Source organism: Paracoccus methylovorus, assembly GCF_016919705.1.
GTDB classification, from domain to species: domain Bacteria; phylum Pseudomonadota; class Alphaproteobacteria; order Rhodobacterales; family Rhodobacteraceae; genus Paracoccus; species Paracoccus methylovorus.
Genome location: NZ_CP070368.1, coordinates 1,186,680 through 1,208,787, shown reverse-complemented (window position 1 = coordinate 1,208,787; position 22,108 = coordinate 1,186,680). Strand labels below are relative to the sequence as shown.

Sequence of the window (22,108 nt, the reverse complement as noted above, 5' to 3'; positions counted from 1 at the left end):
TGCAACCTGCCTGCCCGCGATGCGCAGGAATGGATCGCGCAGGCAGCGAGATGCCTTCAGCGCAGTTTTCGCCGTTTGATCAGTGCGCCTGAGCCTCGTCATCTGGCAGCGGCTGTTCCAGGGGTCGGATGCGCAGCCGGGTGATGCGGTTTTCCCGCCGCGCGACGATTTCAAAGCGATAGCCCTGGAAGGAAAAGACCTGGCCCGCCGCCGGGATCGACTGGGCCATGTGGATCACGAGACCTGCAACGGTATTGGCCTCTTCGTCGGGCAGCGTCCAGTCCAGCGCCCGGTTCAGGTCGCGGATGGTCATCGCCCCGTCGACCAGATAGTCGCCTTGCGGCCCCGGAACCAGCGATTGCGTTGCCTCGGTATCATGTTCGTCGGTGATCTCGCCGACGATCTCCTCCAGAATATCCTCCAGCGTGATAAGTCCGCGCAGGCTGCCGTATTCATCCACGACCAGCGCGAAATGCGTGCGCCGGTTCAGGAATTCGCGCATCTGTTCGTCCAGCGGCGTGGTCTCGGGCACGAAATAGGGCGGCATGGCGGTGCTGAGCACGTCGAAATTCTGCAGCGCCTCGGGACCGCGTTCCTGAAGCGCCCGGCGCACGCCGCGCAACAGGTCCTTGGCATGGATTACGCCGATGACATTCTCGCGCTCGCCGCGAAAGACGGGCAGTCGGGTATGGGGACTTTTCAGCACCAGATCCAGCACCTCTGCCGCGCCCAGATCGGCGTCGATCATCTCGATGCCCGAACGATGCAGCATGACCTCTTCGACCGAGCGTTCGCCAAGATCCAGCGCGCCCATCAGAAGATCGCGATCCTCTTTTTGCACGGTGCCGCTTGATTGGGCGACAGCGAGAGCATCGGCGATTTCGTCCTGCACGGAAAACACCGGGCCCGAATGATTGGCGCGAATGCCGAAAGGCACCAGCAGTCCGCGCACGATCAACCGCACCGCCCAGACCACGGGGGCAAGGAAGCGGGCAAATGCGCCCAAGGGGCGGGCAATGCGGCCGGCGACGTCTTCCGGGGCAAGGCGCGCCCAGGTTCGGGGCAGGACCTCGGCAAGCACCAGCACCAGAAGCGCCATGACCAGTACCGCCAGCGCCACCCCGCCCCAGCCAAGGACGCGCATCCCCAGCGCCGTCGCCAGGCTGGCGGCGAGGATCTTGACGAAATTGTCGCCGACGAGGATCGCGCCGTTCAGGCGTTCGCTATCATCCAATGCCTCAAGCGCGGCCTCGGCGCGCCGGTCGCCCTTGTCGGTGCGGGCGCGCAGCTTGCTTCGGCTTGCGGCAGTCAACGCGGTGTCGGAACCCGAGAAAAATGCCGAAAGCGCCAAAAGCAGCAGGATCACCGCGCCGATCAGCCAGAAGGCAAGGTCATATGGCGCTAGGGGGGCGGGTAGGGTTGCGGGGATCATCACTCTTTTCCATTGCGGCGGCTGTTCGCCAGCGGATGGTGATTCAGCACCAGATCGCGCATCCGCGTATCCATGACATGGGTATAGATCTCGGTCGTGCCCAGATCGGCATGGCCCAGCAGGGTCTGGATTGCCCGCAGATCGGCCCCGCCTTCCAGCAGATGCGTGGCAAAGGCGTGGCGGATCACATGCGGCGAGACGCGGGCCGGATCAATCCCCGCCGCAATCGCCAATTGGCTCAGCAGGTTGTTCATCGCCTGACGTGTCATATGCCCCTCGCGGCTGGCGGCGGGAAACAGCCAGCGCGCACCCTTGCCCGCGACCAGCCGGCCAAGCGGACTTTCCGCAGGGGCGTTGTCGCGCCGCTTCAGCCACGCCGCCAGCGCCTGACGGGCCGGATCGCTGAGAGGCACCATGCGTTCCTTGCCGCCCTTGCCGCGGATCAACAGCAGGACCGGATCGCCGCGGCAGGTGCCGGCGGGCAGCGAGACCAATTCGCTTACCCGCATGCCGGTGGCATAGATCAGCTCAAACAAGGCCAGATTGCGGGCACGTTCGGTTTCATTGCGGCCGATGCGGGGCAGGGCGTCCAGCATGGCCTGCATCTCGGCCCGGTCTAGCGTCTTGGGCAGGCGCTGCGACCGGCCGGGGCCGCTGATGCGGCCGGCGGGATCGTCCTCGCGCCAGCCTTCTTCAAGTGAAAAACGCATAAGCTGCCGGATCGCGGACAGCCGCCGCGCCCGTGTCGCGCGCGAAAGTCCCTGCGCGTCGCAATAGGACAGGTAATCCTCAATGCCTTCGCGCAGGACCGTTTGCAGGCTTTCGTTCCGGGCCGCCAGCCAATCGGTGAAATCCCTCAGGTCGCGACCATAGGCCAGCAACGTGTTGCGCGCTGCCCCCGCCTCGGCCGCTTGTGCGTCGAGAAAGGCCGAGATACGGCCCCGGTCGCTGCCACGCTCGCTGTTCACGGTGCGCCGGTGCCCGGCGCGGGCATGATCGCCGGCGCCAGGATCAGTTCTATCGCAGCCTGACGGGCGATTTCCTGCTGGCCAAGCGCACGCAAGGTGCGCAAGCCTTGGGCCGCGCGCGGCAGATCGCCATCCAGCCCGGCATCGACATCGGCGATGGCGGCAAACAGGGCCTCGCCCCGCCGGTTGGCAAGGATCAACTGCGCCGCGCCTTGCGGCACGTTCTGTTCCGACGGCCCAAGGAAAGCAGGGAACAGCGCGGCCGCCAGGGGCTCGCCATTCCCCGGTGGCGGCTCGGATGCCGGTTCGCCCTCGGCAAAACGCAAAAGCCACAGATCGAAGGGCGCGATATCGGCCGGCGGGTTCTGCACCACCTGCGGCTGCGCGGCCTGTAAGGCAAGCCACAGCGCCATCTGGCCTGCCTTGCCACCGATCCCCATGGCACCGACCTCTGCCCCGATCATATCGGCCAGCGATGGACCCAGCCCCGCCGCGACCATGGCGTCGAAAGCGGGAGGCAACGTGCGGGCCACGGCTGCTTCGTCGCGTAAAAGCAGCGCATCGTCCAGCGCCTGCACGGCGGCGGCGCGGTCCCAGACCCCGCCCGATGCGGCAGGTTTTTGTTCCAGATAGATCATGCGGAGCTGCGAGGCCGGAATCGCCCCACCCCGCGCCAGTCGCTCGGCCGCGTCCAGCCGGGCCTTCCACCCCTCGTTCTGGTCAAGATCGGCCAGCGCGAAGGCCAGGGGCAGGTTGGTGGATGGCAGCGGCTGGCCGATTGCCTCGTGCAGGCGCAGATCCAATGGCGTGACCACGGGCGGTGGCACGACCTCTTCGGCGCCATCCGAGTAGCCGTCGTCCAGATATTGCGCCAGCAACTCAGTCATTTGCGGGTCGATCCGGCCCATGGCCTGCGCCCCGTGGAACACCAGGGCCGCCGCGGCCCAGTCGCCGCCATAAGCCAGACAGAATATGCGCGCCGGAAAGCTGGGCGCGACGCCGGGCGTGCGGTCCATGATCTCGCATGCCTGCGCCTCATCGCCGGAAAGCAGGGCGATGTCGAAAAGCCGCCGGAACCGCTCGGGGTCGCCGGGACCGGCGGCTTTCAGCAACTCCTTGGCAGCGCCGGTGGCCCCCATGTCCAGAAGCTTGTCCACCCGCGCCAGAAACAACATGCCTTCCTGCCCGGCCTCGGTCCGCGGAGGGCGCAATTGCGCGGCCAGCACCCGCCGTTCAAGACGCCGCAGCGCAGGCAGACGCGGGTTCGAGCTGCGGATCAGCCGCACCAGCACCGCCGCTTCGCTGTCGCTCCACAGGTTCGCGGGCAGGCCGGCGGCGCGGGGCGAAACCGTGCCCTTGCTGTCGGGATTGCCTTCGCCCAGCCGCGTCACGCCGACCGGCTCGACCGCGCCGGTGGGGGCGATGTCGCGCGTGGTTCGGCGCTTGAGCTCGGGCGGGCGCGGATCGCCGGGCCGCCAGGACGAGATGGTGCCGGGTTCCTGCACGCTGCCCGACAGCCAATCGCTGGCCGAAAGCGGTGGCTTGGCCCAGGCAGGCAGGGCAAGCGCCAGCCCCGCCGCCAGGGCGCAGGCCAGACCGAGGCGGTCAGTCGAGGTCATTCTGCCCCGCTTCCGCGCCGTCGGTCGCGGCCGGTTGTGCGGCATCGCCATCCTCAGCGGACGCGGCTCCGGTGGTTGCGGCCGGCTGTGGCGTCGGGCTGTCCGCGCCCAGATCCAGTTCGACCGGCATCCGCATCTCGTTTGGGTCCGAGGTCATGTCGCCGAAATAGGCATAACCGGCCAGACCCGCCAGAATCAGGATGACCAGAACCACAACCACCTTCAAAAGCCGCATGAAATGTCCCTTCCGCCTCGAAATACTTGTAATGCCGGTCTGCTGCCGGTTCGTGCGAAATATATATGGCATTTCCCGAAAGATCACGCCATCAGTCTGTCCGGTTGCAAGAGGTGGGATCCGGGTGGTGATGCGGCGTAACATCGTGCTGATCGGGATGATGGGGGCGGGAAAGACCGCGATCGGTGGCGAGGTTGCGCGCCGGTTGCACAGGCCGTTCACCGACACCGATGTCGAGATCGAGCGCGCGGCGGCCATGACCATACCGGAAATCTTTGCCCGCGACGGCGAGGAATTCTTTCGCGCTCGCGAATCAGAGGTGCTGGGCAGGGTGCTTGCATCGGGGCCCGGTGTCGTCTCGACCGGGGGCGGGGCTTGGCTGCGTCCCGAAAACCGCGACCGTATCGGCGAAGACAGCGTTTCGATCTGGCTGGATTGCGATCTGGACACGCTGTGGCATCGCGTCCGCCACCGGCCGACCCGGCCGCTGTTGCAGACCGCCGACCCGCACGGCACATTGGCGCGGCTTCTGGCGGAACGCAGCCCGGTCTATGCACTGGCCGACATCCGCGTTGCCGCGCAGCGCGGCGACAGCATCGAACAGACGGCGGATCGCGTGTTGGCCGCGATACGCACGCATGATCCGGCGATTCTGGAGGATAAATGAGCATCGACACCGTTCACGTGGATCTGGGCGCGCGTTCCTATGACGTCCGGATAGGTCAGGGCCTGATGGGGCAGGCTGGCGATGAGATCGTGGCGCTGGCGGGCCGCCGCCGCGTCGCCATCCTGACGGATGAAACGGTTGCCGCGCTGCATCTGCCGGCGCTGCGCGAGGCGCTGGCCGCGCAGGGGGTCGACGCTCCGGCACTGGCGCTGCCTGCGGGCGAGGCGACGAAATGCTGGGCCGAACTGGGTCGTGCCGTGGAGTGGCTGCTTGCGCAGAAGATCGAGCGCAAGGATCTGGTGATCGCGCTTGGCGGCGGGGTGATCGGCGATCTGGCTGGTTTCGCGGCCGCGATCCTGCGGCGCGGCGTGCGTTTCGTGCAGATTCCCACGACGTTGCTGGCGCAGGTGGACAGTTCGGTGGGCGGCAAGACCGGCATCAACAGCCCACAAGGCAAGAACCTGATCGGTGCCTTTCACCAGCCGGCGCTGGTTCTGGCCGATATCGACGTGCTGACCACGCTGACGCCGCGCGATTTCCGTGCAGGCTATGGCGAAGTGGCGAAATACGGGCTGCTGGGGGACGAGGATTTCTTCGAGTGGCTAGAGGCCAATGCCACGGCGCTGGCCGGCGATCCGGCACTGCGTCAACGCGCTGTGCGCCATTCGGTCCAGATGAAGGCAGGCATTGTTCAGCGCGATGAAACCGAGCAGGGCGAGCGCGCCTTGCTGAACCTTGGCCATACCTTCGGCCATGCGCTGGAATCGGCCACAGGCTATTCCGACCGGCTGTTGCATGGCGAGGGGGTGGCGATCGGTTGCGCGCTGGCCTTTGAACTTTCCGCCCGCATGGGTCTGTGCAGCCAAGAGGCGCCCTCGCGCGTCGCGGCGCATTTCGCCGCCATGGGTATGCCTGCCCGCATCCGCGACATTCCGGGCGATCTGCCCGATGACGAGGCGCTGATCGCGCTGATGGCTCAGGACAAGAAGGTGCAGGATGGGCGGTTGCGCTTTGTGTTGGCGCGCGGCATCGGTCAGGCTTTCGTTACCGATGCGGTCGATCCCGACATGCTGCGGCAGGTACTGGCGCAATCGCGCTAGGGGCGGCGCGGCAGATCGGGTTCGGGATCGCTGGCCTGCGTGTCGCCGGCCTCGGTCCCGGCCGGCGGTTCGGGACGGTTTCGGGGCGGCACGTCTTCGTCATGGCCCAGCTTGCGGTCACGGTCGCGGCGCAGGGCAGCGCGGCCAAGCATCAAAAGCGTGATCGGCGTCGTGACCATGATGAAAATGCCGATCATCAGCTCATGCACCACCGCACGGCCTTCGAGCAGCGAAAACATCAGCATCGAGGCCAGGATGATCAGCAGCGTGCCATAGCTGTAGCCCAGCGTCGGCGCGTGCAATCGCTGATAAAAGCTTTTCAACCGCACCAGACCCATGGCGCCCAGCAGCGCCAGCGACGAGCCGACGATAACGAAAACGGCGATGATGATCGCGGCCCATGTCGGCAATTGCTCCAGATGCATCATTCGATCACCTCGCCACGCATCAGGAACTTGGCGGCACAGACCGTGGTGACAAACCCCAGCACCGCGATCACCAAGGCGCCTTCAAAGAAAAAGACATTGCCGTTGCCCATGCCGATCACCAGAAACAGCAACATGGCGATACTGTACATCGTGTCCAGCCCCAGCACGCGGTCCTGCGCACGGGGCCCCTGAAGCATCCGCCAGCAGGCCAGCGCCAGTGCCAGGATCAGGGCGATCTGGGCATAGCCCAGGGCAAAGCGAAGGATATCGGCGGTCATTCGAATATCTCCAGCAGCAATGCCTCGTATCGGTCGCGGATGAAGATCTGCCAGTCGTCGTCGCTACGCAGATCAAGGACATGCAGCAAAAGCCGGTTTTCCTCCTGGTCGAACTCGATCCAGGCGGTGCCGGGGGTGGCGGTAACGATAATCGCCAGCACCGCCAGCGCGTTGGGATCGCTTAGCCGCAGGGTCAGTTCGACAAAGCCCGAGTGATATTTCGGGTGGTCGGGGCCCAGAAGTAGCACCCGCGCTACGGTTATGTTCGACCGCAGGATGTCGCGCGCCACGATCAGCATCAGCTTGGGGATTGCCAGCCAGCGCCGGAATACCGGCCGGGGCGGATGCAGACGTTCCACCGACCAGCCGGCCCCCAGCGCGATCATCGTGCCCAGCAGCAGGTGGCCCAGTGTGAACGCGGTCAGAAACAGCCACATCAGCACCAGCGTGGCCGAGAGGATCGGATGGGGGATAAGACGGGTCATTCCGCTTCCTCCGGGCCGGTCTCGGGCTGCGGATCGGGGGCAAGGCTTTGGATCGGGGCGGCCCTAACGTCCTGCGCCCCGCTCAGCACGGCATTGCGATAGACGCCCGGCTCCAACAGGGCGCTGGCGGTGGCATTGGTATAGCCAAGCAGCGCGTCCGAGCGCACGGTCTGCAAGCCGATCATGCCCAGAAGCATGACCACCGGCACGACCTCAAGTGCCAGAATGCGCGGGGTGGGGCCCTCTTCGGCCCAGAAGCGGCGGATGCCGAAACGCATCAGGGCGATCAGTGCGCCCAGACCGGACAGGATCAGCATGGCGGCATAGGCCCACAGGATCACCGGCAGGTGGCCCGAGGCAGGCAGGTTGTCCTGAACCGCGCCGCGCAGGATGGCGAACTTGCCGATAAAGCCCGGCATCGGGGGCAGGCCGGCGATCATCGCGGCGACCAGCGAAAAGCAGATCGCCATGGTCAGCCAGCTTACGGTGCGATGGCTGGCCGGCGCGGTGGTGTCCTCGACTGTGCCAAGGCCCATGGGCGCCCAGCGTTCCGAAAGCGGGTCGAAACCGTCATCCTCGACCGGGGCGTCGTCGTCGCCGTGGTCGTTGCGGCTGACCGGCTCGGCGATCAGGAAAAAGGCCGAAATGGCTGCGGTCGAACCCACCATATAGTAAAGCGCGCCGCCCAGCATCGCACTGCCGCCCCCGGCCTGTGCAAAGCCGATCGAGGCCAGCACCGTGCCCGACGAGATGATCGCCAGATAGCCGCCCTTGCGCACCAGTTCGGGTGTGCCGAGGATCCCTATCATACCAAAGCCCATGGTCAGCACCCCGCCGATCATCAGCACGGATGCGCCGAACCCGGCCGAGGGACCGGCATCCGGCCCCAGCACCAGCAGCGACAGCCGCAGGATGACATAGATCCCGACCTTGGTCATGATCGCCATGATCGCGGCGGCTGGCGGCGAGGCGGATCCATAGGTCGGCGGCAGCCAGAAGCACAGTGGCCATGCCGCCGCCTTGATCAGGAAGGCAAGACCCAGAAAGGTGGCGGCGGCGTGAAACAGCAGCCGCTCTGCATCGTCGAGCCAATAAAGCGCCCGGCCGATATCGGCCATGTTCAGCGTGCCGGTGGTGCCATATACCAACGCCGCCCCGATCAGGAAGAACAGCGAGGCCGCCAGGTTCACCGCCAGATAATGCAAGCCGGCCTTGATCCGCTCGGGGCCGGAACCATGCAGCATCAGCCCGTAGGAGGCTGCGAGCATCACCTCGAAAAAGACGAAGAGGTTGAACAGATCCCCGGTTAGGAAGGCACCGTTGACCCCGGCCAGCAGGAACTGGAACATGCTGTGGTAATGTTGGCCTTTGCCGTGCCAGCCGGCGGCCGCATAGATCAGCGAAGGCGCCGCCAAAAGCGCGGTCAGCATCACCATCATCGCCGAAAGCCGGTCCAGCACCAGGACGATGCCGATCGGCACCGGCCAGTCGCCAAGCATGTAAAGCCCGACCACGGTGCCGCCCTGTTCGGTCGCGGACTTCACATCCGACATCAGTTCGACCGAGGCGAGGAACGACAGCCCCACAGCCACCAGTCCCATGATCAGTTTGATCTGCCGGTGCCGGTCGTTGTAAAACAGCATGATCGCGCCCGCCAGCAGCGGGATCAGGATCGGCGCGATCATCAAATGGTTGGGCATGGCGTCGTTCATCATGAATGACGCTCCTTGCCATCGACATGGTCGGTGCCGGTGACCCCGCGCGAGGCGATCATCAGCACCAGAAACAGCGCCGTAGTGGCAAAGCTGATGACGATGGCGGTCAGCACCAGCGCCTGCGGCAGCGGGTCGGCATAGGCGGTCGGATCGACGAAGCCGCCCTTGGGCATGATCGGCGCGGCGCCGATGTAAAGCCGGCCCATGGCAAAGATGAACAGGTTTACCCCATAGGCCAGCAGGCACAGGCCGATGATGACCTGATAGGAACGCGGGCGCAAAAGCAGCCAGACGCCAGATCCGACAAGAATACCGATGGCTAGGGCAAGGATCAGTTCCATCAGTTCGTCTCCTCGCTGGCCTCGGTGGATCGGCTGCGTGGGGCGACACGCAGCGACTGGTGGGCAATGGCGATCAACATCAGCACGATGGCGCCCAGCACTGTCGAGAACACGCCGAAATCGAACAGCATCGCGGTCGAGAAGGGCACCTTGCCGAGGATCGGAATGTCCAGATATTGCGCATGCGCGCTGAGGAAGGGATAGCCGAATATCCACGACCCCGCCCCGACCGCCGCCGAGATGGTCAGACCCGCACCCATCCAGCGCACCGGCAGCACGACGATCCGTGCCTCGACCCAGCGCACATTGGCGGCGACATATTGCAGCAGCAGCCCGATGGCCAAAGTGACGCCGGCGGCAAAGCCCCCGCCCGGCAGGTCATGGCCGCGGAAGAACAGATAGGCCGAAAGCGCGATGATCGGCGCGAACATCCATTGCATCAGGACCGAGGGCACGAACAGATAAGCCTCCAGCGCCTGCTCTTCGGCGTCCAGTTGCGGGCGTGGCCGCTCGACGCTTTCGGGGGCCGGGCGGAAACGGCGCAGCAGCGCATAGACCGTCAGCCCGACGACAGCGAGCACGGTGATCTCGCCGAATGTGTCGAAAGCACGGAAATCGACCAGGATGACATTGACGACATTGGTGCCACCGCCCTCGACATAGGCGTTGCGCAGGAACCAGTCGCCGACCGAGGCGCCCGGCGGAGTCAGCAGCACGGCCAGCGCCAGCGCGGTCATGCCCGTGCCGCAAGCCAGCGCGATCAACAGATCGCGAGCGCGGCGACCGCGGGCTGCCAGCGTTTTGTCGCCCGAGATTTCCACGTTGCGCTTGGGCAGCCAGCGCAGGCCCAGCAGCAGCAAGGCAGTCGTCGCGATCTCGACCAGAAGCTGGGTCACAGCCAGATCGGGCGCCGACAACCAGACGAAGGTTGCGCAGGTGACCAGCCCCGCACCGCCCATCAGCACCAAGGCGGCAAAACGGTGATACTTGGCCTGCCATGCCGCGCCGATGGCGCAGGCGCCGCCGACCAGCCAAAGCAGGGCAAAGACCAGTTCGCTGGCGCCGATCTGCGGCATGGGCACGTTCCAGTCCAGTCTGCGCAGCACGAACCAAGTCCCCGCCAGAGACAGCAGAACCATGGCGCGCAACTGGGCCTGCAGCCCGTTCGCGGACAGTACCCGCAGCGCAAAGCGCGGAAACCGGATCGAGGTGGCCTGCATCAGCCAGTCGAAGCCGCGCGCGAAATCCAGCCGGCGCATCAGCCAGGTGCCATCCTCGCCCGAATCGATCAGCCGGCGCGGCAGCAGATAGATCAGCGCACCAAGCGTCATGGCGATCAGGCTCATGATCAGGGGCGGGTTGACGCCGTGCCAGATCTTCAGGCTGAATTGCGGCAGTTCGGGGCCGACGACGGCCAGACCCGCAGTTTGCAGCCAAGTGCCCAACACCTGCTGCGGAAACATGCCGACAGCCAGACAGATCGCCACCAGAATCGCCACAGGCAGCCGCATGAGCAGGGGTGGCTCGTGCGGTTCACGCGGCAGGTCGGTGGCGGGCGGGCCGAAAAACACCGTCACGATGAAGCGCAGCGAATAAGCTGCACTGAAAGCTCCGGCCAGAACGGCGACGTAAGGGGCGAAATTGTCGAGCGAGCCGCCGTTGTTCCAGACATAGGTCGCCTCGAAGAACATCTCTTTTGACAGGAAACCGTTGAGCAAAGGCACCCCGGCCATGGCCCCCGAGGCGATGATCGCCAGCATCGCCGTGACCGGCATCGCCCGCGCCAAACCGGACAGCCGGCGCATATCGCGGGTCCCGGTCTCGTGGTCGATGATCCCGGCGGCCATGAACAGCGATGCCTTGAAAACCGCATGGTTGACGATGTGAAATACCGCTGCGACCAGCGCAAAGGGACTGCCGATCCCGGCAAGCGCGGTGATCAGCCCCAGATGGCTGATGGTGGAATAGGCCAGAAGCCCTTTCAGATCGTGGCGGAACAGCGCCGCCACCGCACCCAAAAGCAGCGTGGTCATGCCAATTCCGGTGACGATCTGGAACCATGCATCCGTGCCGCCCAGCGCCGGATGAAAGCGCAAAAGGACGAAGACGCCGGCCTTCACCATGGTTGCCGAATGCAGATAGGCCGAAACCGGCGTTGGGGCGGCCATGGCGTTGGGCAGCCAGAAATGGAACGGGAACTGCGCGGACTTGGTGAACGCGCCCACAAGGAACAGGATCAGCACCACCGGGTAAAGCCGGTGGCTGGTGATCTGCGGCCCGGCCTTGAGTACGGCATCCAGCTCGTAGCTGCCGGCGATCTGGCCCAGGATGATCATCGCCACCATCAGGCACAGCCCGCCCGAAGCGGTCACGATCAGCGATATCCGCGCCCCGTCGCGCGCGTCCTGACGCTGGAACCAATAGCCGATCAGCAGGAAAGAGACGATGCTGGTCAGTTCCCAGAACACCACCAGCATGATGATGTTGCCCGACAGCAGCACCCCCGACATGGCACCGGTAAAGGCCAGCAGGCAGGAATACAGCCGTGGCACCGGATCCTCGGGCGACATGTAATAACGTGCATACAGGATGACGAGAAAACCAATCCCTGCCACCAGCACCATGAATAGCCAGGAAAAACCGTCTATTCGGAAGGTCAGGTCAAGCCCGATGGAACTGACCCATTGGAAGGTGCCGGTGATGTTTTGCCCCTGGGTCACTGCGGGATAAAGCACGCCCAGGATGACCAGCACGACGATCATCGTCAGCCCGGCCAGCCAGGCTTCGGCGTTACGCGCCCCAATCGGAAGTGTGGCCGCCAGGGCGGCCGACACGAATGGCGTCAGAACAAGCAAGAGCAACAGGTTCTGTTCGACCATTGTGTTCCTTTTTAGGCTCGGGATGTGCGACGATAATAGACGTGCGGCACCGGAAAACACAACCGACACGGTCGATAAAATCGGCCTAAAAACACAAGATCAGCATTATTTTATCGCGCCCGGAGGGGCGGGCGCGACAGAGGGGTTCAGCGGTCCCGGATACGTGTCACGTCCTGCATCTGACCGCCGGTTATCAGCACCTCGGCCGGCATGGGATGGCTGATGAAATGCAGCGGGCTGGCCGTCGGTCCGTAAGCGCCGCAAGCGTGGATGGCGATCAGGTCGCCCTCTTCCAGCCGCGGCAAAGTCACGCCGCCCCCCAGCTTGTCGATCGAGGTGCAAAGCGGGCCGGACAGATCCTGCTTTTCTTCGGGCAGGGTGCCGTTCTCGTCCCCGCCTATGCGATGCATGACGTAATTGCGCCGCAGCACCATGCCGAAATTGCCCGAGGCGGCAAGGTTGTCGTTCAGCCCGCCGTCGCAAATCGCGATTCGGCTGCCCCGCGACTGCTTGACCGAGACGACACGGGTCACGAACCAGCCGGCCGGTCCGACAAGATACCGGCCCAGTTCCAGCACCAGCCGGCTGCGGGCAAAGCGCGGACCGGCGCGGAAGGCGTCGAGTTCGGGACCGATTTCAGCCGCGATTGCCGACAGGTCCAACTCATTGTCGCCAGGATGATAGGGGATGCCGAGCCCGGCACCGAAGATCAGTTTTTCAGGACTGAGATCCAGCGTCGTGCAGATATCGGAAAACACCTGCATGAAGATGCGCCAGTTTTCGCAAATCGCCTCGGGCTTCAGACATTGCGTGCCCGAATAGATATGCAGCCCGATGATGCGCAGGTTCGGCAGGGCAGCGATTTGCGGCAGGATCTCGGCCGCGTCCTCGACATCGACGCCAAAGGGGCTGGGCCGGCCCGCCATCTGGTCGCCGAACCCCTTGGGCACGCGCGCCGGCGCGATGCGGATCAACACCGGCTGTATGCAGCCCAACTCTTTGGCGATGGCATCGGCCAGTCGTGCCTCGCGCAGGCTTTCCAGCACCAACTCGCCCAAACCGCCCTCGATGGCGGCGCGCAGCTCGGTTTCGCGCTTGGCCGGGCCGGTAAAGCTGATCTTCGCCGCATCCCAACCCGCCTGCCGGCCCAATGCGAATTCTCCGCCCGATGAGATGTCGAGGTAATCCAGCCGGTCCCGCATCCAGTCCAGCATGGCTGGATTGGGGTTGCTCTTGACTGCGAAACTGATGGCGAACCAGCGCCCTAGATGCGTGCGAAGATGCGCCAGCCGCGCCTCGACCAGATCGGTGGCATAGACATAGGCCGGAGTGCCGAAACGCGCGGCGGCATTAGCCAACTGCCGGTCAAGGCCGGTCTCAACGTCAGTCAAGGGACTGCACATAGGCAAGGATGGCATCGACGGTATCGAAATTGTCCAGCGTCACGTCGCCGGGCTGGACGCGTACGCCGGCCTGCTGTTCGACGAATGAGATCAGCCCTACCATCGCCACCGAATCCAGCATGCCGGTCGAGAACAGCTCGGTCTCGCCCTCCAGCGGCGTGTCGATGTTCAGGTCGCTGCGGATATAGCGGATCAACTCGTCCTTGCTCAAGCTCATGGATTCAATGCCTTTCTGGTCAGTTCTGCAATGCGGCCCTCGCCGCGGAAATGATGGCGGGACGGTCCAGCTTGCCGCTGGCCGTACGCGGCATGGCGCCTTGCCAGCAATGGTAGCGCTGAGGTCGCATGTAATGCGGCATGGTGCGGGCGCAATGTGCGGCAAGCGCGCTTTCCTCGGCCTGCGGCAGATAGGTCACCACCGTGTGAACCGCTTGACCCAGATCCGCGTCCTCGACCCCGAAGGCCACGACGTCGGTGACAAGGCCGCTTTGCGATATCGCATCCTCGACTTCGGTGGGCGACAGGCGGAAACCCAGCGTCTTGATCATTTCGTCCATGCGGCTGACGAACCACAGATCGCCATCCTCATCGACGCGGACCAGATCGCCCGACCACACCACGGCCTCGTCCCCCAGCAGGTGGAAGAGCTCGGGACAGGGGCGGATTTTCTGTGCGGTGATCTCGGGCTTCTCCCAATATCCCATGCTTACCAGCGGGCCGGCGTGGACCAGTTCGCCCTGCTCGCCCGGGCCGGCGACGCCTTCACCATGCTTGATGGCAAAGACCTGCGCGTTCGGGATCTGCCTTCCGATCGAACCCATCTTCTGCGCAAACTTCTGCGGCGGCAGGTAGGTCGAGCGGAAAGCCTCGGTCAGCCCATACATCAGGTAGATGTCGACCCCCGGAAAGACCTGCGGCAGCAGTTCCAGAATATTCGGGGGGATCTTGCCCCCGGTATTGGTGATCCGGCGTAGCGTCGGCAGTTCGGTAGGCCGGTCCACCAGCAGCCGCACGATCTGGTTCCAGAGCGGCGGCACACCGGCGATGCCGGTCACCGCTTCGGCCTTGGCCATGCGGATGATCTCGGCCGGCATGGTCAGCGGTTGATGCACCACCGTTCCCCCGGTCAGGAGCATGGTGGTCAACTGATTCAGCCCGGCGTCGAAACTATAGGGCAGCACCGAAAGCAGGCGGTCGCTTTCGTCCAATCCCAGATAATCGGCGACCGAGATGGCACCCGCGCGGATATTGCGATGGCTCAGCATCACCCCCTTGGGCGCGCCGGTCGAGCCCGAGGTATAGATGATCATCGCCAACCCGCGCGGGTCGGGTTCGTCGGGCGCGGAAGCCTGGTCGGCGGCAAGCGCCTGCCAGGGGTCCGCGCCCTGGACAAGGCCCTCGGCCTTGCCCTGAACAAGATATGCCGTGCCCTCGGGCAAGGCATGTTCGCCCGTCAGCGCATCAAGCGCATTGCGGGGTAAAATCACCGCGCGCGCACGGCTGTCGTGCGCGACATAGGCAAGCTGCGCAGCCGTCCAGCGGATGTTCACGTTGATGACCACGGCACCCATTTTCCAGGCGCCGAACATGGCCCCGACCTCGTCTATGCCCTTGCGCAGATGCACGATCACCCGGTCGCCGGGCCGGATACCGCGCGATACCAGCCAATCGGCCACGCGCCCCGCCTCGGCCGCGAGTTCGGCGTAGCTTGCCGCGCGGCCCTGATCCACGGCGGCGGTCTTTTCCGCGCGGACCGGCAGGTTGTCGGCCAGCATCCGCCACATGCAGCGGTCGAAATCGTCACTCATCGGCGGGGACCTTTTTTCTGGCGGCAAAGATCGGCAGGCTGGGATAGATTTTGGCCGGTGACCCGATCACCACCGAATCCGGCGGCACATTGGTCGTCACCGCGGTATTGGCGCCGATCCGCACCCTGTCGCCGATGGTGATCGGCCCCAGCACGCAGGAATTTACCCCAATGAACACATCGTCGCCGATCACCGGCGCCCCCGGCCCCATATTGGTGCCGATGGTGACATTGTGCATCACACCGCAGCGGTCGCCGATCACCACATCGGGATGGATGGAAAGCGAGCCCTCGGCGTGGATGATGTGGAAGTCCTTGCCCAGAACGACCTGCGGCGGAATCCAGACCTTGGTCACGTTCAGGATCAGGGTCTTCATCACCGCGTAAAGCTTGTTGGCCAGCCAGCGCAGCAGCGGATTTCTTAGCCCGATGGCCCATCGGCCATAGCGATAGACGGCAAGTGAGACAAAGGCGGGCTCAGTCAGCGAACGGCCGTGTCTTTTGTAGTCATCCCGGAGAGTTTCGAACATCACCATACACTTGTTTAATTACTTCGGCGGGAAATAAAGCTTGCCCGGGTACATATTCCGATGTCTCGCGCCAAACTCAACCTGACTGTTAGGACGGGTTTTAGGGGATTTGGGCGGCGATCAGGTCAAGAGTGCGCCGGATCTGGTCCCATTCCACCAGATAGCCGCGGGCGGTGCCCGAGCCCACAACCATGGCGTAACGCTGCTGCCAGCAATCCGTCAGCAGCTTGAGAGAGGTCGTCACCCGGTCCGCCGGCTGCAGCGTCAGCACCGTCCCGCCCGGAGCCATGGCGATCACGCCATGGGCCAACTGGCTCCCCTCGACCCCGACTACCAGTTGGGCCGCGCCGGCCGCATGGGCCAGTTCATCCGCATCATGACGGTCTATATAGAGTGTGAGAAAGCCGTATTCGGCCTCCAACCGCTCGGCGATCTCGGCCTCGTTCTCAAGGATGCGGGCATCACCGCTGTCGCCGCGAAAGATAAAAACACCGCGCAGGGGTTTCGACACGGCGCCATTCAGGATGCGGGCGCGGTTTTCCTGCGCGCGTGCGCGGCGGTGGCTGTTGTTGTGCAGGTCGTCGAACAGGATCAGTTCGTCGAAATGTGCGTCGCCGATACGGTGCGGCGCCATGCCCAGCAATTCTTCGTAGCGCGCGATATGGCCGCCGCGGACAGGGGCCGAGGTCACGGGCGCGCCGGCATCTTCGGCAAGGCGATAGGCCAGGCAGTCATTCAGCAACCAGTTGCCGAACCAGCGGTTGCCGATCCAGCTTTCGTAAAGCGCCCCTGACAGGCTTTCGCGCGGCGGGGCATATGTCAGCCGGGACTGCTTGCGCTGGCGCAAGTGCCGCTCGGCCCCGCGGGCATGCAACACGCCATCGACGAAATCGACGTCGCGAAACCGATACCCCATGGTCGGCGAGGTGTGTTCCGCCGGATTGCCCTGCATCTGCGCGAGAATATCGGGCAACGCGCCGAATTCGGTTCGCGAAATATGCTCGATCTGATCGGGCAGCCAAATCCCCGGTGTGATTTCGACCACCTCGGCGGGACAGATTTCCCACCGCTCGACAGCAGTGTCGAAAAAATCCGCGCGGGCCAGACCGAAAAGGCGACGCAGGCGGTTGTGGATCGGTCGGAGGGAATGCATTGGCGGCTCGGCTGGCTTGTCTGGTGGAGTTTGAGGACGCAAGGCGACGGGCGCAAGGGGCAGATCGATTGTTTCAGCGGTGATCCAGCCCCTTCAACTCGTCGATAAGCGCCTGTGCGATCATCTTGTGGTCGCTGGCCGATGGATGCCATAGACAGGCATTGCGCTTTGGATTGGGCAGAATAAGCAAGCGGTTTCCAAAACCCCGGGCGGTCAGCAGCTCCGAGGCGGTGCGATGCGCCTCGATCAACTCGGGCCCGTATTCTCCGAAAGCCAAGAGCACCAGAAGCGCGCCCGGGTTCTCTTGCATGCGCGCGGCGGCGAAATCGGCCAGCGCGGGGCCGAAGTCATGGCGCAATTGGGCCTTGTCGCGCCAACGCTCGCCAGGTGCCAGTTCCGATCCGAAGACGTTGGAGCCAAGCCCGATGACAAGGATATCCGCCTTGCGTTGCGGTATGGCGGGTGCTGCGGGGTCCCCCGGCAGGGCCAGCGGGTAAAGCTGGTCCATGGTATGTTCCGGATCCGCCCCCCCGTAATTGCGCAAAAGCCCGATGCCCGAGCGGGCGATGATTCGGTAATCCGCGTCAATCGCGGCCGCGACCTGGGGGCCGAAGCTGCGGCTGGTATCCGTCGCAGCATAGATTTCCCCTGCATCGCAATCGCGGCGCTCGGCGGTGTTGGCAAAGCCGACGGTATCGGAGTCGCCGATGAACTCGATCAGCCGCGGTGTGGGCGGCGATGGGGACAGTGCCTTGGCGCGATCATCCAGAAAGAATCCGCCGAAAAGCGCCGGGCCACTTGATTCGCTGATCTTCTCGGCGCGGATATCGTGAGGGCCGGGCAAAAGCCCGTCTATGCGCAGATCCTGCTGCCCGGGGCGGGAAATCTCGACCGCCTTGTCATCCACGGTCACGCGCCAGCGATTGAGCGAATCGTCAAAACGCAGGATGACGCCCGTCCCTTCGAACCTGGCCGAGGCATGGAAAGCCGGCCATTCGTGACGATACCCCTCGGCCAAGGGACCCGCTGCCACGCGTCCGGTTACCTCGGCGGGCAGGGCGGACAATCCGGGTTGCGGCGGGATCAGGTTGGCCTGAAAACCCGCGTCATTCGCAAGGCTCAGTGCCGGCACAGGCGTTAGCGGACGCGGCGGCTTGTGCCAGGCAAAAAATGCGCCCGCCGCAACCATTGCGGCGACCAGAATCCCCATGCCGATACGTTTTGCTCCGCCTGAACCCATGACCCATACACCAACAAACCCGCCGCCGATCCTGCCCAAATCATGCCGTCAGTCCAGTAGATTTCCGGGCAGACATGGAATCGGGCGACAGTCGCGATCACCTCTTTGACGTCATAATGATAATTGCAGATGAAGAAACCATTAAGGCCGACGTCGCGTTGTTGATGTCCAGATTCCCGACCCTTACGGACGTGTGCTGGCGGAACGACCGCCGCCCGAGCATATTGCCACGCATCAAAAAAAGGCAGCGCCCCAGGACGCCACCTTTCGGTTTTTCTTCGTTGGCCAAATACCCATTGGACCCAGCCACAAGCACGGCCGTGGTGTTTATTTCGCCGCCTCGGCCACCGGCCGATAAATCTCCTGCAGCCGGACGACCGCCTCTTGCGGCGAAAGCTCGACCGACTCGCCCGTGCGGCGCGAGGTCAATTCGACCTTGTTGGCCGCCAAGCCGCGTGGACCCACGGTGATGCGCCAAGGCAGGCCGATCAGGTCCATGGTGGCGAATTTCGCACCCGCTCTTTCGTCACGATCATCGTAAAGCGGATCCAGACCCTGCGCCTTCAACTCGGCGTAAAGCGCCTCGCAAGCGCCATCGGTCGAAGCATCGCCCTGTTTCAGATTGACGATCCCGACATGGAAGGGCGTGACGCCCTCGGGCCAGATGATGCCCTTGTCGTCGTGACTGGCTTCGATGATCGCGCCCAGCAACCGCGAGACCCCGATCCCGTGCGAGCCCATATGCACCGGCACGCGATTTCCGTCCGGTCCGACGACGGTCGCGCCCATCGGCTCCGAGTATTTGGTGCCGAAATAGAAGATTTGCCCGACCTCGATGCCACGCGCCTGCCGGCGACGTTCCTGCGGGACCTGGTTGAACAGCGCCTCGTCATGGGTCTCGTCGGTGCGGGCATAGCGGCTGGTGAACTCCTCCAGCACCGCCTGACACTCGGCGACGTTGTCATAGTCGATATGGCGGCCACCGAATTTCAGGTCGGTGATCTCGCTGTCATAAAAGACCTCGGACTCGCCGGTCTCGGCCAACACAAGGAATTCATGCGTATAGTCGCCGCCGATGGGACCGCCGTCGGCGCGCATCGGAATGGCTTGCAATCCCATGCGTTCATAGGTGCGCAGATAGCTGACCAGATGGCGGTTATAGGCGTGCAGCGCATCTTCCTTGGTCAGGTCGAAGTTATAGCCGTCCTTCATCAGGAATTCGCGGCCGCGCATGACGCCGAAACGCGGGCGGATCTCATCGCGGAACTTCCACTGCACGTGATACAGCGTCAGCGGCAGATCCTTGTAGCTGTTCACATGGCTGCGGAAGATGTCGGTGACCATCTCCTCGTTCGTGGGACCGTAAAGCAGGTCGCGCTTGTGGCGGTCCTTGATGCGCAGCATCTCCTCGCCGTAATCGTCGTAGCGGCCGCTTTCGCGCCACAAGTCCGCCGGCTGGAGCGTCGGCATCAGCATGGCGATATGGCCGGCGCGGGCCTGTTCCTCATGCACGATCTGTTCGATCCGGCGCAGCACCCTGTGGCCCAGCGGCAGCCAGGAATAAATGCCGGCCGTCTGCTGCTTGATCATGCCGGCGCGCAGCATCAGCCTGTGGCTGACGATCTGGGCTTCTTTGGGGTCTTCCTTCAGGACGGGCATGAAATAGCGCGACAGACGCATGGCGAAATCCTCATGATGGCCGGCCCGAGTTAACGCAGAGCGGAAAGCGGGGCAACGCCCTTCCTTGCAAGCCGCGCCGCGACCGTCCACATAGGAATTCGGACACGGGCGACAGGAGCGACAAGACCCATGCAACTGCCGGGGCAGAAACAGATCCTGTATTGGGGTGGCGCGCTTGGCCTTGTGCTGCTGGCGCTGTGGGGCTTGGGCAACGCCATCATGCCCTTTATCATGGGCGCGGCGGTGGCTTATTTGTTCGACCCGCTGGCCGATCGGTTGGAGCGTCACGGCCTGTCGCGCACGACCTCGGTCATCATCATCACGCTTTGCGGCCTGCTGGCGATGGTGGTGCTGTTCCTGCTGCTGGTGCCGGTGCTGGTGCGCCAGACCACGTCGCTGGTCGAAACGGCGCCCGAGATGTTCCAGCAGCTTCAGCGGTTCCTGATGACGCGCTTTCCCGAGGTCTTTACCGAAGGGAACCCGATCAATACCGCGCTGACCAATATGGGCAAGCAGATCAGCGAACGCGGCGGAGAACTGGTCAGCACCGTGCTGGGCTCGGTCCTGGGCGTGGTCAGCATGGTCATGCTGATCGTGATCGTGCCGGTCGTGGCCTTCTATCTGCTGCTGGACTGGGACAATATGGTGGATCGGCTGGACGAGCTTTTGCCGCGCCAGCATGCCAGCACCATCCGTCAACTGGGGCATGAGATCGACGATGCGCTGTCGGGTTTCGTGCGCGGGCAGGGTCTGGTGATCCTGATCCTTGGCACATTCTATTCGGTCAGCCTTGGTTTTATCGGCCTGCCTTTCGGTGTGGCCATCGGGGCCATTGCGGCCTCGCTGTCCTTCATTCCCTATGTCGGCGTGCTGGTGGGGGGCGCGACCGCCATCGGCGTCGCTTTCTTTGCCTTTTGGGGTCAGCCGCTGTGGATCGGCGCGGTGATCGCCGTCTTTGCCCTGGGCCAGGTGGTCGAGGGGAACTATCTGCAGCCCAAGATCGTCGGCGGCCATGTCGGGCTGCATCCGGTCTGGCTGATGCTGGCCCTGACCGTCTTTGGCTCGCTTTTCGGATTCGTCGGCCTGCTTGTCGCAGTGCCCGTGGCAGCGGCGCTGGGGGTTTTGGTGCGTTTTGCCGTCGCCCGCTACAAGGAAAGCGCGCTTTACACCGGGCGCGAGGTGCCTGCGCCGCCTGCGCCCCCCACGCTGGTCGAGATGGTGCCGCGCGGCACGACCGAGCGCGCGCGCCAGTTGGCGCAGATGTCGCGCGACATTGCCGTGGCGCAGATCCAGCGCGACGAGCATCTGGCCCATCTGCTTGAACAGCATCAGGAACGTCAGAAATCCGGCAGGATTCCCGACGCCGAAGGGCCGCCTTCGCCCTCCGAGCTTTGGATCGAGGCGCGCGAAAGCCTGCATGGCAAGGACGACTGAACGGTGGCCAGACAACTGACGCTGGACCTGACGATGCCGCCCGCCTCGACGCGCGACGATTTCCTGATCACCGTGGCCAATCGCGATGCGCTGGCGATGCTGGACGCGCCGGACCGCTGGCCGCAGGGGCGATTGCTGCTGATCGGCGGGCCCGGTGCCGGCAAGTCGCATCTGGTCGGGTTCTGGGCGGTGGAACATGGCGCACAGATCTGCCACGGCTGGACGCTGACCCCCGAAAGCGTCGATGACCTCGTCGGTCCCGGCGCGGCGCTGGTGGTCGAGGACGCGCATGAGATCGGCGGCAACCCGGTCGCCGAACAGGGCCTGTTCCATCTGTGGAACCTTGCCGGCGCCCGGCAGTCTCTGTTGCTGATCACCGCGCAATCGGTGCCGCGCGACTGGGGCGTGGCGCTGCCCGACCTGCGCTCGCGGCTGGAGACGGCGGCGCAGGCGGTGCTAGGCCCGCCCGACGACGCGCTGCTGCCGGCGATATTGGTCAAGCTGTTCGCTGATCGCCAGATTCAGGTCTCGCCCGATGTGGTGGACTGGCTGGCGCTGCGGATGGAGCGTGATCTGGACCTTGCCCGCCGTCTGGTCGCTGCCATCGACCGGGAATCGCTTGCCGACCGCCGTGCCATCACTCGCCGTCTGGCCGCCGAGTTGCTGGACAAGCTGGCCCCCGCCGACGCATGATCCCCGCGCATTTCCCGAGTT

General features: G+C 64.3%; 21 protein-coding genes. 4 read left to right on the top strand and 17 right to left on the bottom strand.

Features of this window, described 5'->3' with window-relative positions; all coding sequences use genetic code 11:
- Positions 1 to 79: 79 nt before the first annotated feature.
- From JWJ88_RS06055 to JWJ88_RS06040, 4 genes are read right to left on the bottom strand one after another with little or no spacing between them, the layout of a single operon-like run.
- On the bottom strand, positions 80 to 1,432 hold the full coding sequence (locus JWJ88_RS06055) for an HlyC/CorC family transporter (protein WP_205293228.1): 1,353 nt from the start codon (positions 1,430 to 1,432) through the stop codon (positions 80 to 82).
- The gene (locus JWJ88_RS06050; RefSeq protein ID WP_205293227.1) at positions 1,432 to 2,400 is read right to left on the bottom strand and encodes a tyrosine recombinase; all 969 of its coding nucleotides are present in this window, start codon (positions 2,398 to 2,400) and stop codon (positions 1,432 to 1,434) included. The genes JWJ88_RS06055 and JWJ88_RS06050 overlap by 1 nt, the downstream gene beginning before the upstream one ends.
- Positions 2,397 to 4,019, bottom strand: a complete 1,623-nt coding sequence (locus JWJ88_RS06045; protein WP_205293226.1) for a hypothetical protein — start codon at positions 4,017 to 4,019, stop codon at positions 2,397 to 2,399. The genes JWJ88_RS06050 and JWJ88_RS06045 overlap by 4 nt, the downstream gene beginning before the upstream one ends.
- Positions 4,006 to 4,254, bottom strand: coding sequence for a hypothetical protein (locus JWJ88_RS06040; RefSeq protein WP_205293225.1), 249 nt, complete (start codon positions 4,252 to 4,254; stop codon positions 4,006 to 4,008). The genes JWJ88_RS06045 and JWJ88_RS06040 overlap by 14 nt, the downstream gene beginning before the upstream one ends.
- Positions 4,255 to 4,384: 130 nt before the next feature.
- Between JWJ88_RS06040 and JWJ88_RS06035 the strand changes: the two genes are divergently transcribed.
- On the top strand, positions 4,385 to 4,921 hold the full coding sequence (locus JWJ88_RS06035) for a shikimate kinase (RefSeq protein WP_205295136.1): 537 nt from the start codon (positions 4,385 to 4,387) through the stop codon (positions 4,919 to 4,921).
- The gene (gene aroB, locus JWJ88_RS06030; RefSeq protein ID WP_205293224.1) at positions 4,918 to 6,021 is read left to right on the top strand and encodes a 3-dehydroquinate synthase; all 1,104 of its coding nucleotides are present in this window, start codon (positions 4,918 to 4,920) and stop codon (positions 6,019 to 6,021) included. The genes JWJ88_RS06035 and aroB overlap by 4 nt, the downstream gene beginning before the upstream one ends.
- Here aroB and mnhG read toward each other — a convergent pair.
- The 13 genes from mnhG to proS form a co-directional block, all read right to left on the bottom strand.
- The gene (gene mnhG, locus JWJ88_RS06025) at positions 6,018 to 6,449 is read right to left on the bottom strand and encodes a monovalent cation/H(+) antiporter subunit G (RefSeq protein ID WP_205293223.1); all 432 of its coding nucleotides are present in this window, start codon (positions 6,447 to 6,449) and stop codon (positions 6,018 to 6,020) included. The two genes, aroB and mnhG, sit on opposite strands and share 4 nt — an antisense overlap.
- Positions 6,446 to 6,727 (bottom strand): K+/H+ antiporter subunit F, encoded by a 282-nt coding sequence (locus JWJ88_RS06020; RefSeq protein WP_205293222.1) that lies wholly within the window; start codon positions 6,725 to 6,727, stop codon positions 6,446 to 6,448. The genes mnhG and JWJ88_RS06020 overlap by 4 nt, the downstream gene beginning before the upstream one ends.
- On the bottom strand, positions 6,724 to 7,212 hold the full coding sequence (locus JWJ88_RS06015) for a Na+/H+ antiporter subunit E (protein ID WP_205293221.1): 489 nt from the start codon (positions 7,210 to 7,212) through the stop codon (positions 6,724 to 6,726). Before JWJ88_RS06015 ends, JWJ88_RS06020 begins: the two co-directional genes overlap by 4 nt.
- Positions 7,209 to 8,924, bottom strand: coding sequence for a monovalent cation/H+ antiporter subunit D (locus JWJ88_RS06010; protein WP_205295135.1), 1,716 nt, complete (start codon positions 8,922 to 8,924; stop codon positions 7,209 to 7,211). Before JWJ88_RS06010 ends, JWJ88_RS06015 begins: the two co-directional genes overlap by 4 nt.
- Positions 8,924 to 9,268: a Na+/H+ antiporter subunit C gene (locus JWJ88_RS06005; protein ID WP_205293220.1), complete on the bottom strand. Its 345-nt coding sequence runs from the start codon at positions 9,266 to 9,268 to the stop codon at positions 8,924 to 8,926. Before JWJ88_RS06005 ends, JWJ88_RS06010 begins: the two co-directional genes overlap by 1 nt.
- Entirely contained in the window at positions 9,268 to 12,147 is a 2,880-nt protein-coding gene (locus JWJ88_RS06000) for a monovalent cation/H+ antiporter subunit A (protein WP_205293219.1), read from the bottom strand. Before JWJ88_RS06000 ends, JWJ88_RS06005 begins: the two co-directional genes overlap by 1 nt.
- A gap of 146 nt (positions 12,148 to 12,293) precedes the next feature.
- On the bottom strand, positions 12,294 to 13,538 hold the full coding sequence (locus JWJ88_RS05995; RefSeq protein ID WP_240200108.1) for a type III PLP-dependent enzyme: 1,245 nt from the start codon (positions 13,536 to 13,538) through the stop codon (positions 12,294 to 12,296).
- Complete coding sequence (locus JWJ88_RS05990; protein WP_205293217.1) at positions 13,531 to 13,767, bottom strand: acyl carrier protein; 237 nt, start codon at positions 13,765 to 13,767, stop codon at positions 13,531 to 13,533. The genes JWJ88_RS05995 and JWJ88_RS05990 overlap by 8 nt, the downstream gene beginning before the upstream one ends.
- A gap of 19 nt (positions 13,768 to 13,786) precedes the next feature.
- Positions 13,787 to 15,358 carry an AMP-binding protein gene (locus JWJ88_RS05985; protein WP_205293216.1) on the bottom strand — a complete coding sequence of 524 codons (1,572 nt, stop codon included), beginning with the start codon at positions 15,356 to 15,358 and terminating at the stop codon, positions 13,787 to 13,789.
- Positions 15,351 to 15,887, bottom strand: coding sequence for a serine O-acetyltransferase (locus JWJ88_RS05980; RefSeq protein ID WP_240200107.1), 537 nt, complete (start codon positions 15,885 to 15,887; stop codon positions 15,351 to 15,353). The genes JWJ88_RS05985 and JWJ88_RS05980 overlap by 8 nt, the downstream gene beginning before the upstream one ends.
- Positions 15,888 to 15,987: 100 nt before the next feature.
- Positions 15,988 to 17,040, bottom strand: a complete 1,053-nt coding sequence (locus tag JWJ88_RS05975) for a glycosyltransferase family 61 protein (RefSeq protein ID WP_205293214.1) — start codon at positions 17,038 to 17,040, stop codon at positions 15,988 to 15,990.
- Between the two features lie 73 nt (positions 17,041 to 17,113).
- Positions 17,114 to 18,280 (bottom strand): SGNH/GDSL hydrolase family protein, encoded by a 1,167-nt coding sequence (locus JWJ88_RS05970; protein ID WP_205293213.1) that lies wholly within the window; start codon positions 18,278 to 18,280, stop codon positions 17,114 to 17,116.
- A 327-nt stretch (positions 18,281 to 18,607) separates the two neighbouring features.
- Positions 18,608 to 19,960, bottom strand: a complete 1,353-nt coding sequence (gene proS / locus JWJ88_RS05965) for a proline--tRNA ligase (RefSeq protein WP_205293212.1) — start codon at positions 19,958 to 19,960, stop codon at positions 18,608 to 18,610.
- A gap of 129 nt (positions 19,961 to 20,089) precedes the next feature.
- On the opposite strand from proS, the gene JWJ88_RS05960 reads away from it, so the two are divergent.
- Entirely contained in the window at positions 20,090 to 21,394 is a 1,305-nt protein-coding gene (locus JWJ88_RS05960) for an AI-2E family transporter (protein ID WP_205293211.1), read from the top strand.
- A 3-nt stretch (positions 21,395 to 21,397) separates the two neighbouring features.
- Positions 21,398 to 22,087, top strand: a complete 690-nt coding sequence (locus tag JWJ88_RS05955; RefSeq protein ID WP_205293210.1) for a P-loop NTPase family protein — start codon at positions 21,398 to 21,400, stop codon at positions 22,085 to 22,087.
- Positions 22,088 to 22,108: the final 21 nt, after the last annotated feature.

Excerpts from the sequence above, each read along its gene's own strand:
- JWJ88_RS05960 (WP_205293211.1), top strand. The coding sequence starts at position 20,090 with ATGCAACTGCCGGGGCAGAAACAGATCCTGTATTGGGGTGGCGCGCTT.
- JWJ88_RS06015 (WP_205293221.1), bottom strand. The coding sequence starts at position 7,212 with ATGACCCGTCTTATCCCCCATCCGATCCTCTCGGCCACGCTGGTGCTG.
- JWJ88_RS06020 (WP_205293222.1), bottom strand. The coding sequence starts at position 6,727 with ATGACCGCCGATATCCTTCGCTTTGCCCTGGGCTATGCCCAGATCGCC.
- JWJ88_RS05975 (WP_205293214.1), bottom strand. The coding sequence starts at position 17,040 with ATGCATTCCCTCCGACCGATCCACAACCGCCTGCGTCGCCTTTTCGGT.
- JWJ88_RS06045 (WP_205293226.1), bottom strand. The coding sequence starts at position 4,019 with ATGACCTCGACTGACCGCCTCGGTCTGGCCTGCGCCCTGGCGGCGGGG.
- JWJ88_RS06005 (WP_205293220.1), bottom strand. The coding sequence starts at position 9,268 with ATGGAACTGATCCTTGCCCTAGCCATCGGTATTCTTGTCGGATCTGGC.
- JWJ88_RS06035 (WP_205295136.1), top strand. The coding sequence starts at position 4,385 with ATGCGGCGTAACATCGTGCTGATCGGGATGATGGGGGCGGGAAAGACC.
- JWJ88_RS05985 (WP_205293216.1), bottom strand. The coding sequence starts at position 15,358 with ATGAGTGACGATTTCGACCGCTGCATGTGGCGGATGCTGGCCGACAAC.
- aroB (WP_205293224.1), top strand. The coding sequence starts at position 4,918 with ATGAGCATCGACACCGTTCACGTGGATCTGGGCGCGCGTTCCTATGAC.
- proS (WP_205293212.1), bottom strand. The coding sequence starts at position 19,960 with ATGCGTCTGTCGCGCTATTTCATGCCCGTCCTGAAGGAAGACCCCAAA.
- JWJ88_RS06040 (WP_205293225.1), bottom strand. The coding sequence starts at position 4,254 with ATGCGGCTTTTGAAGGTGGTTGTGGTTCTGGTCATCCTGATTCTGGCG.
- JWJ88_RS05990 (WP_205293217.1), bottom strand. The coding sequence starts at position 13,767 with ATGAGCTTGAGCAAGGACGAGTTGATCCGCTATATCCGCAGCGACCTG.
- JWJ88_RS06000 (WP_205293219.1), bottom strand. The coding sequence starts at position 12,147 with ATGGTCGAACAGAACCTGTTGCTCTTGCTTGTTCTGACGCCATTCGTG.
- mnhG (WP_205293223.1), bottom strand. The coding sequence starts at position 6,449 with ATGATGCATCTGGAGCAATTGCCGACATGGGCCGCGATCATCATCGCC.
- JWJ88_RS06055 (WP_205293228.1), bottom strand. The coding sequence starts at position 1,432 with ATGATCCCCGCAACCCTACCCGCCCCCCTAGCGCCATATGACCTTGCC.
- JWJ88_RS06010 (WP_205295135.1), bottom strand. The coding sequence starts at position 8,924 with ATGAACGACGCCATGCCCAACCATTTGATGATCGCGCCGATCCTGATC.
- JWJ88_RS05970 (WP_205293213.1), bottom strand. The coding sequence starts at position 18,280 with ATGGGTTCAGGCGGAGCAAAACGTATCGGCATGGGGATTCTGGTCGCC.
- JWJ88_RS05980 (WP_240200107.1), bottom strand. The coding sequence starts at position 15,887 with ATGTTCGAAACTCTCCGGGATGACTACAAAAGACACGGCCGTTCGCTG.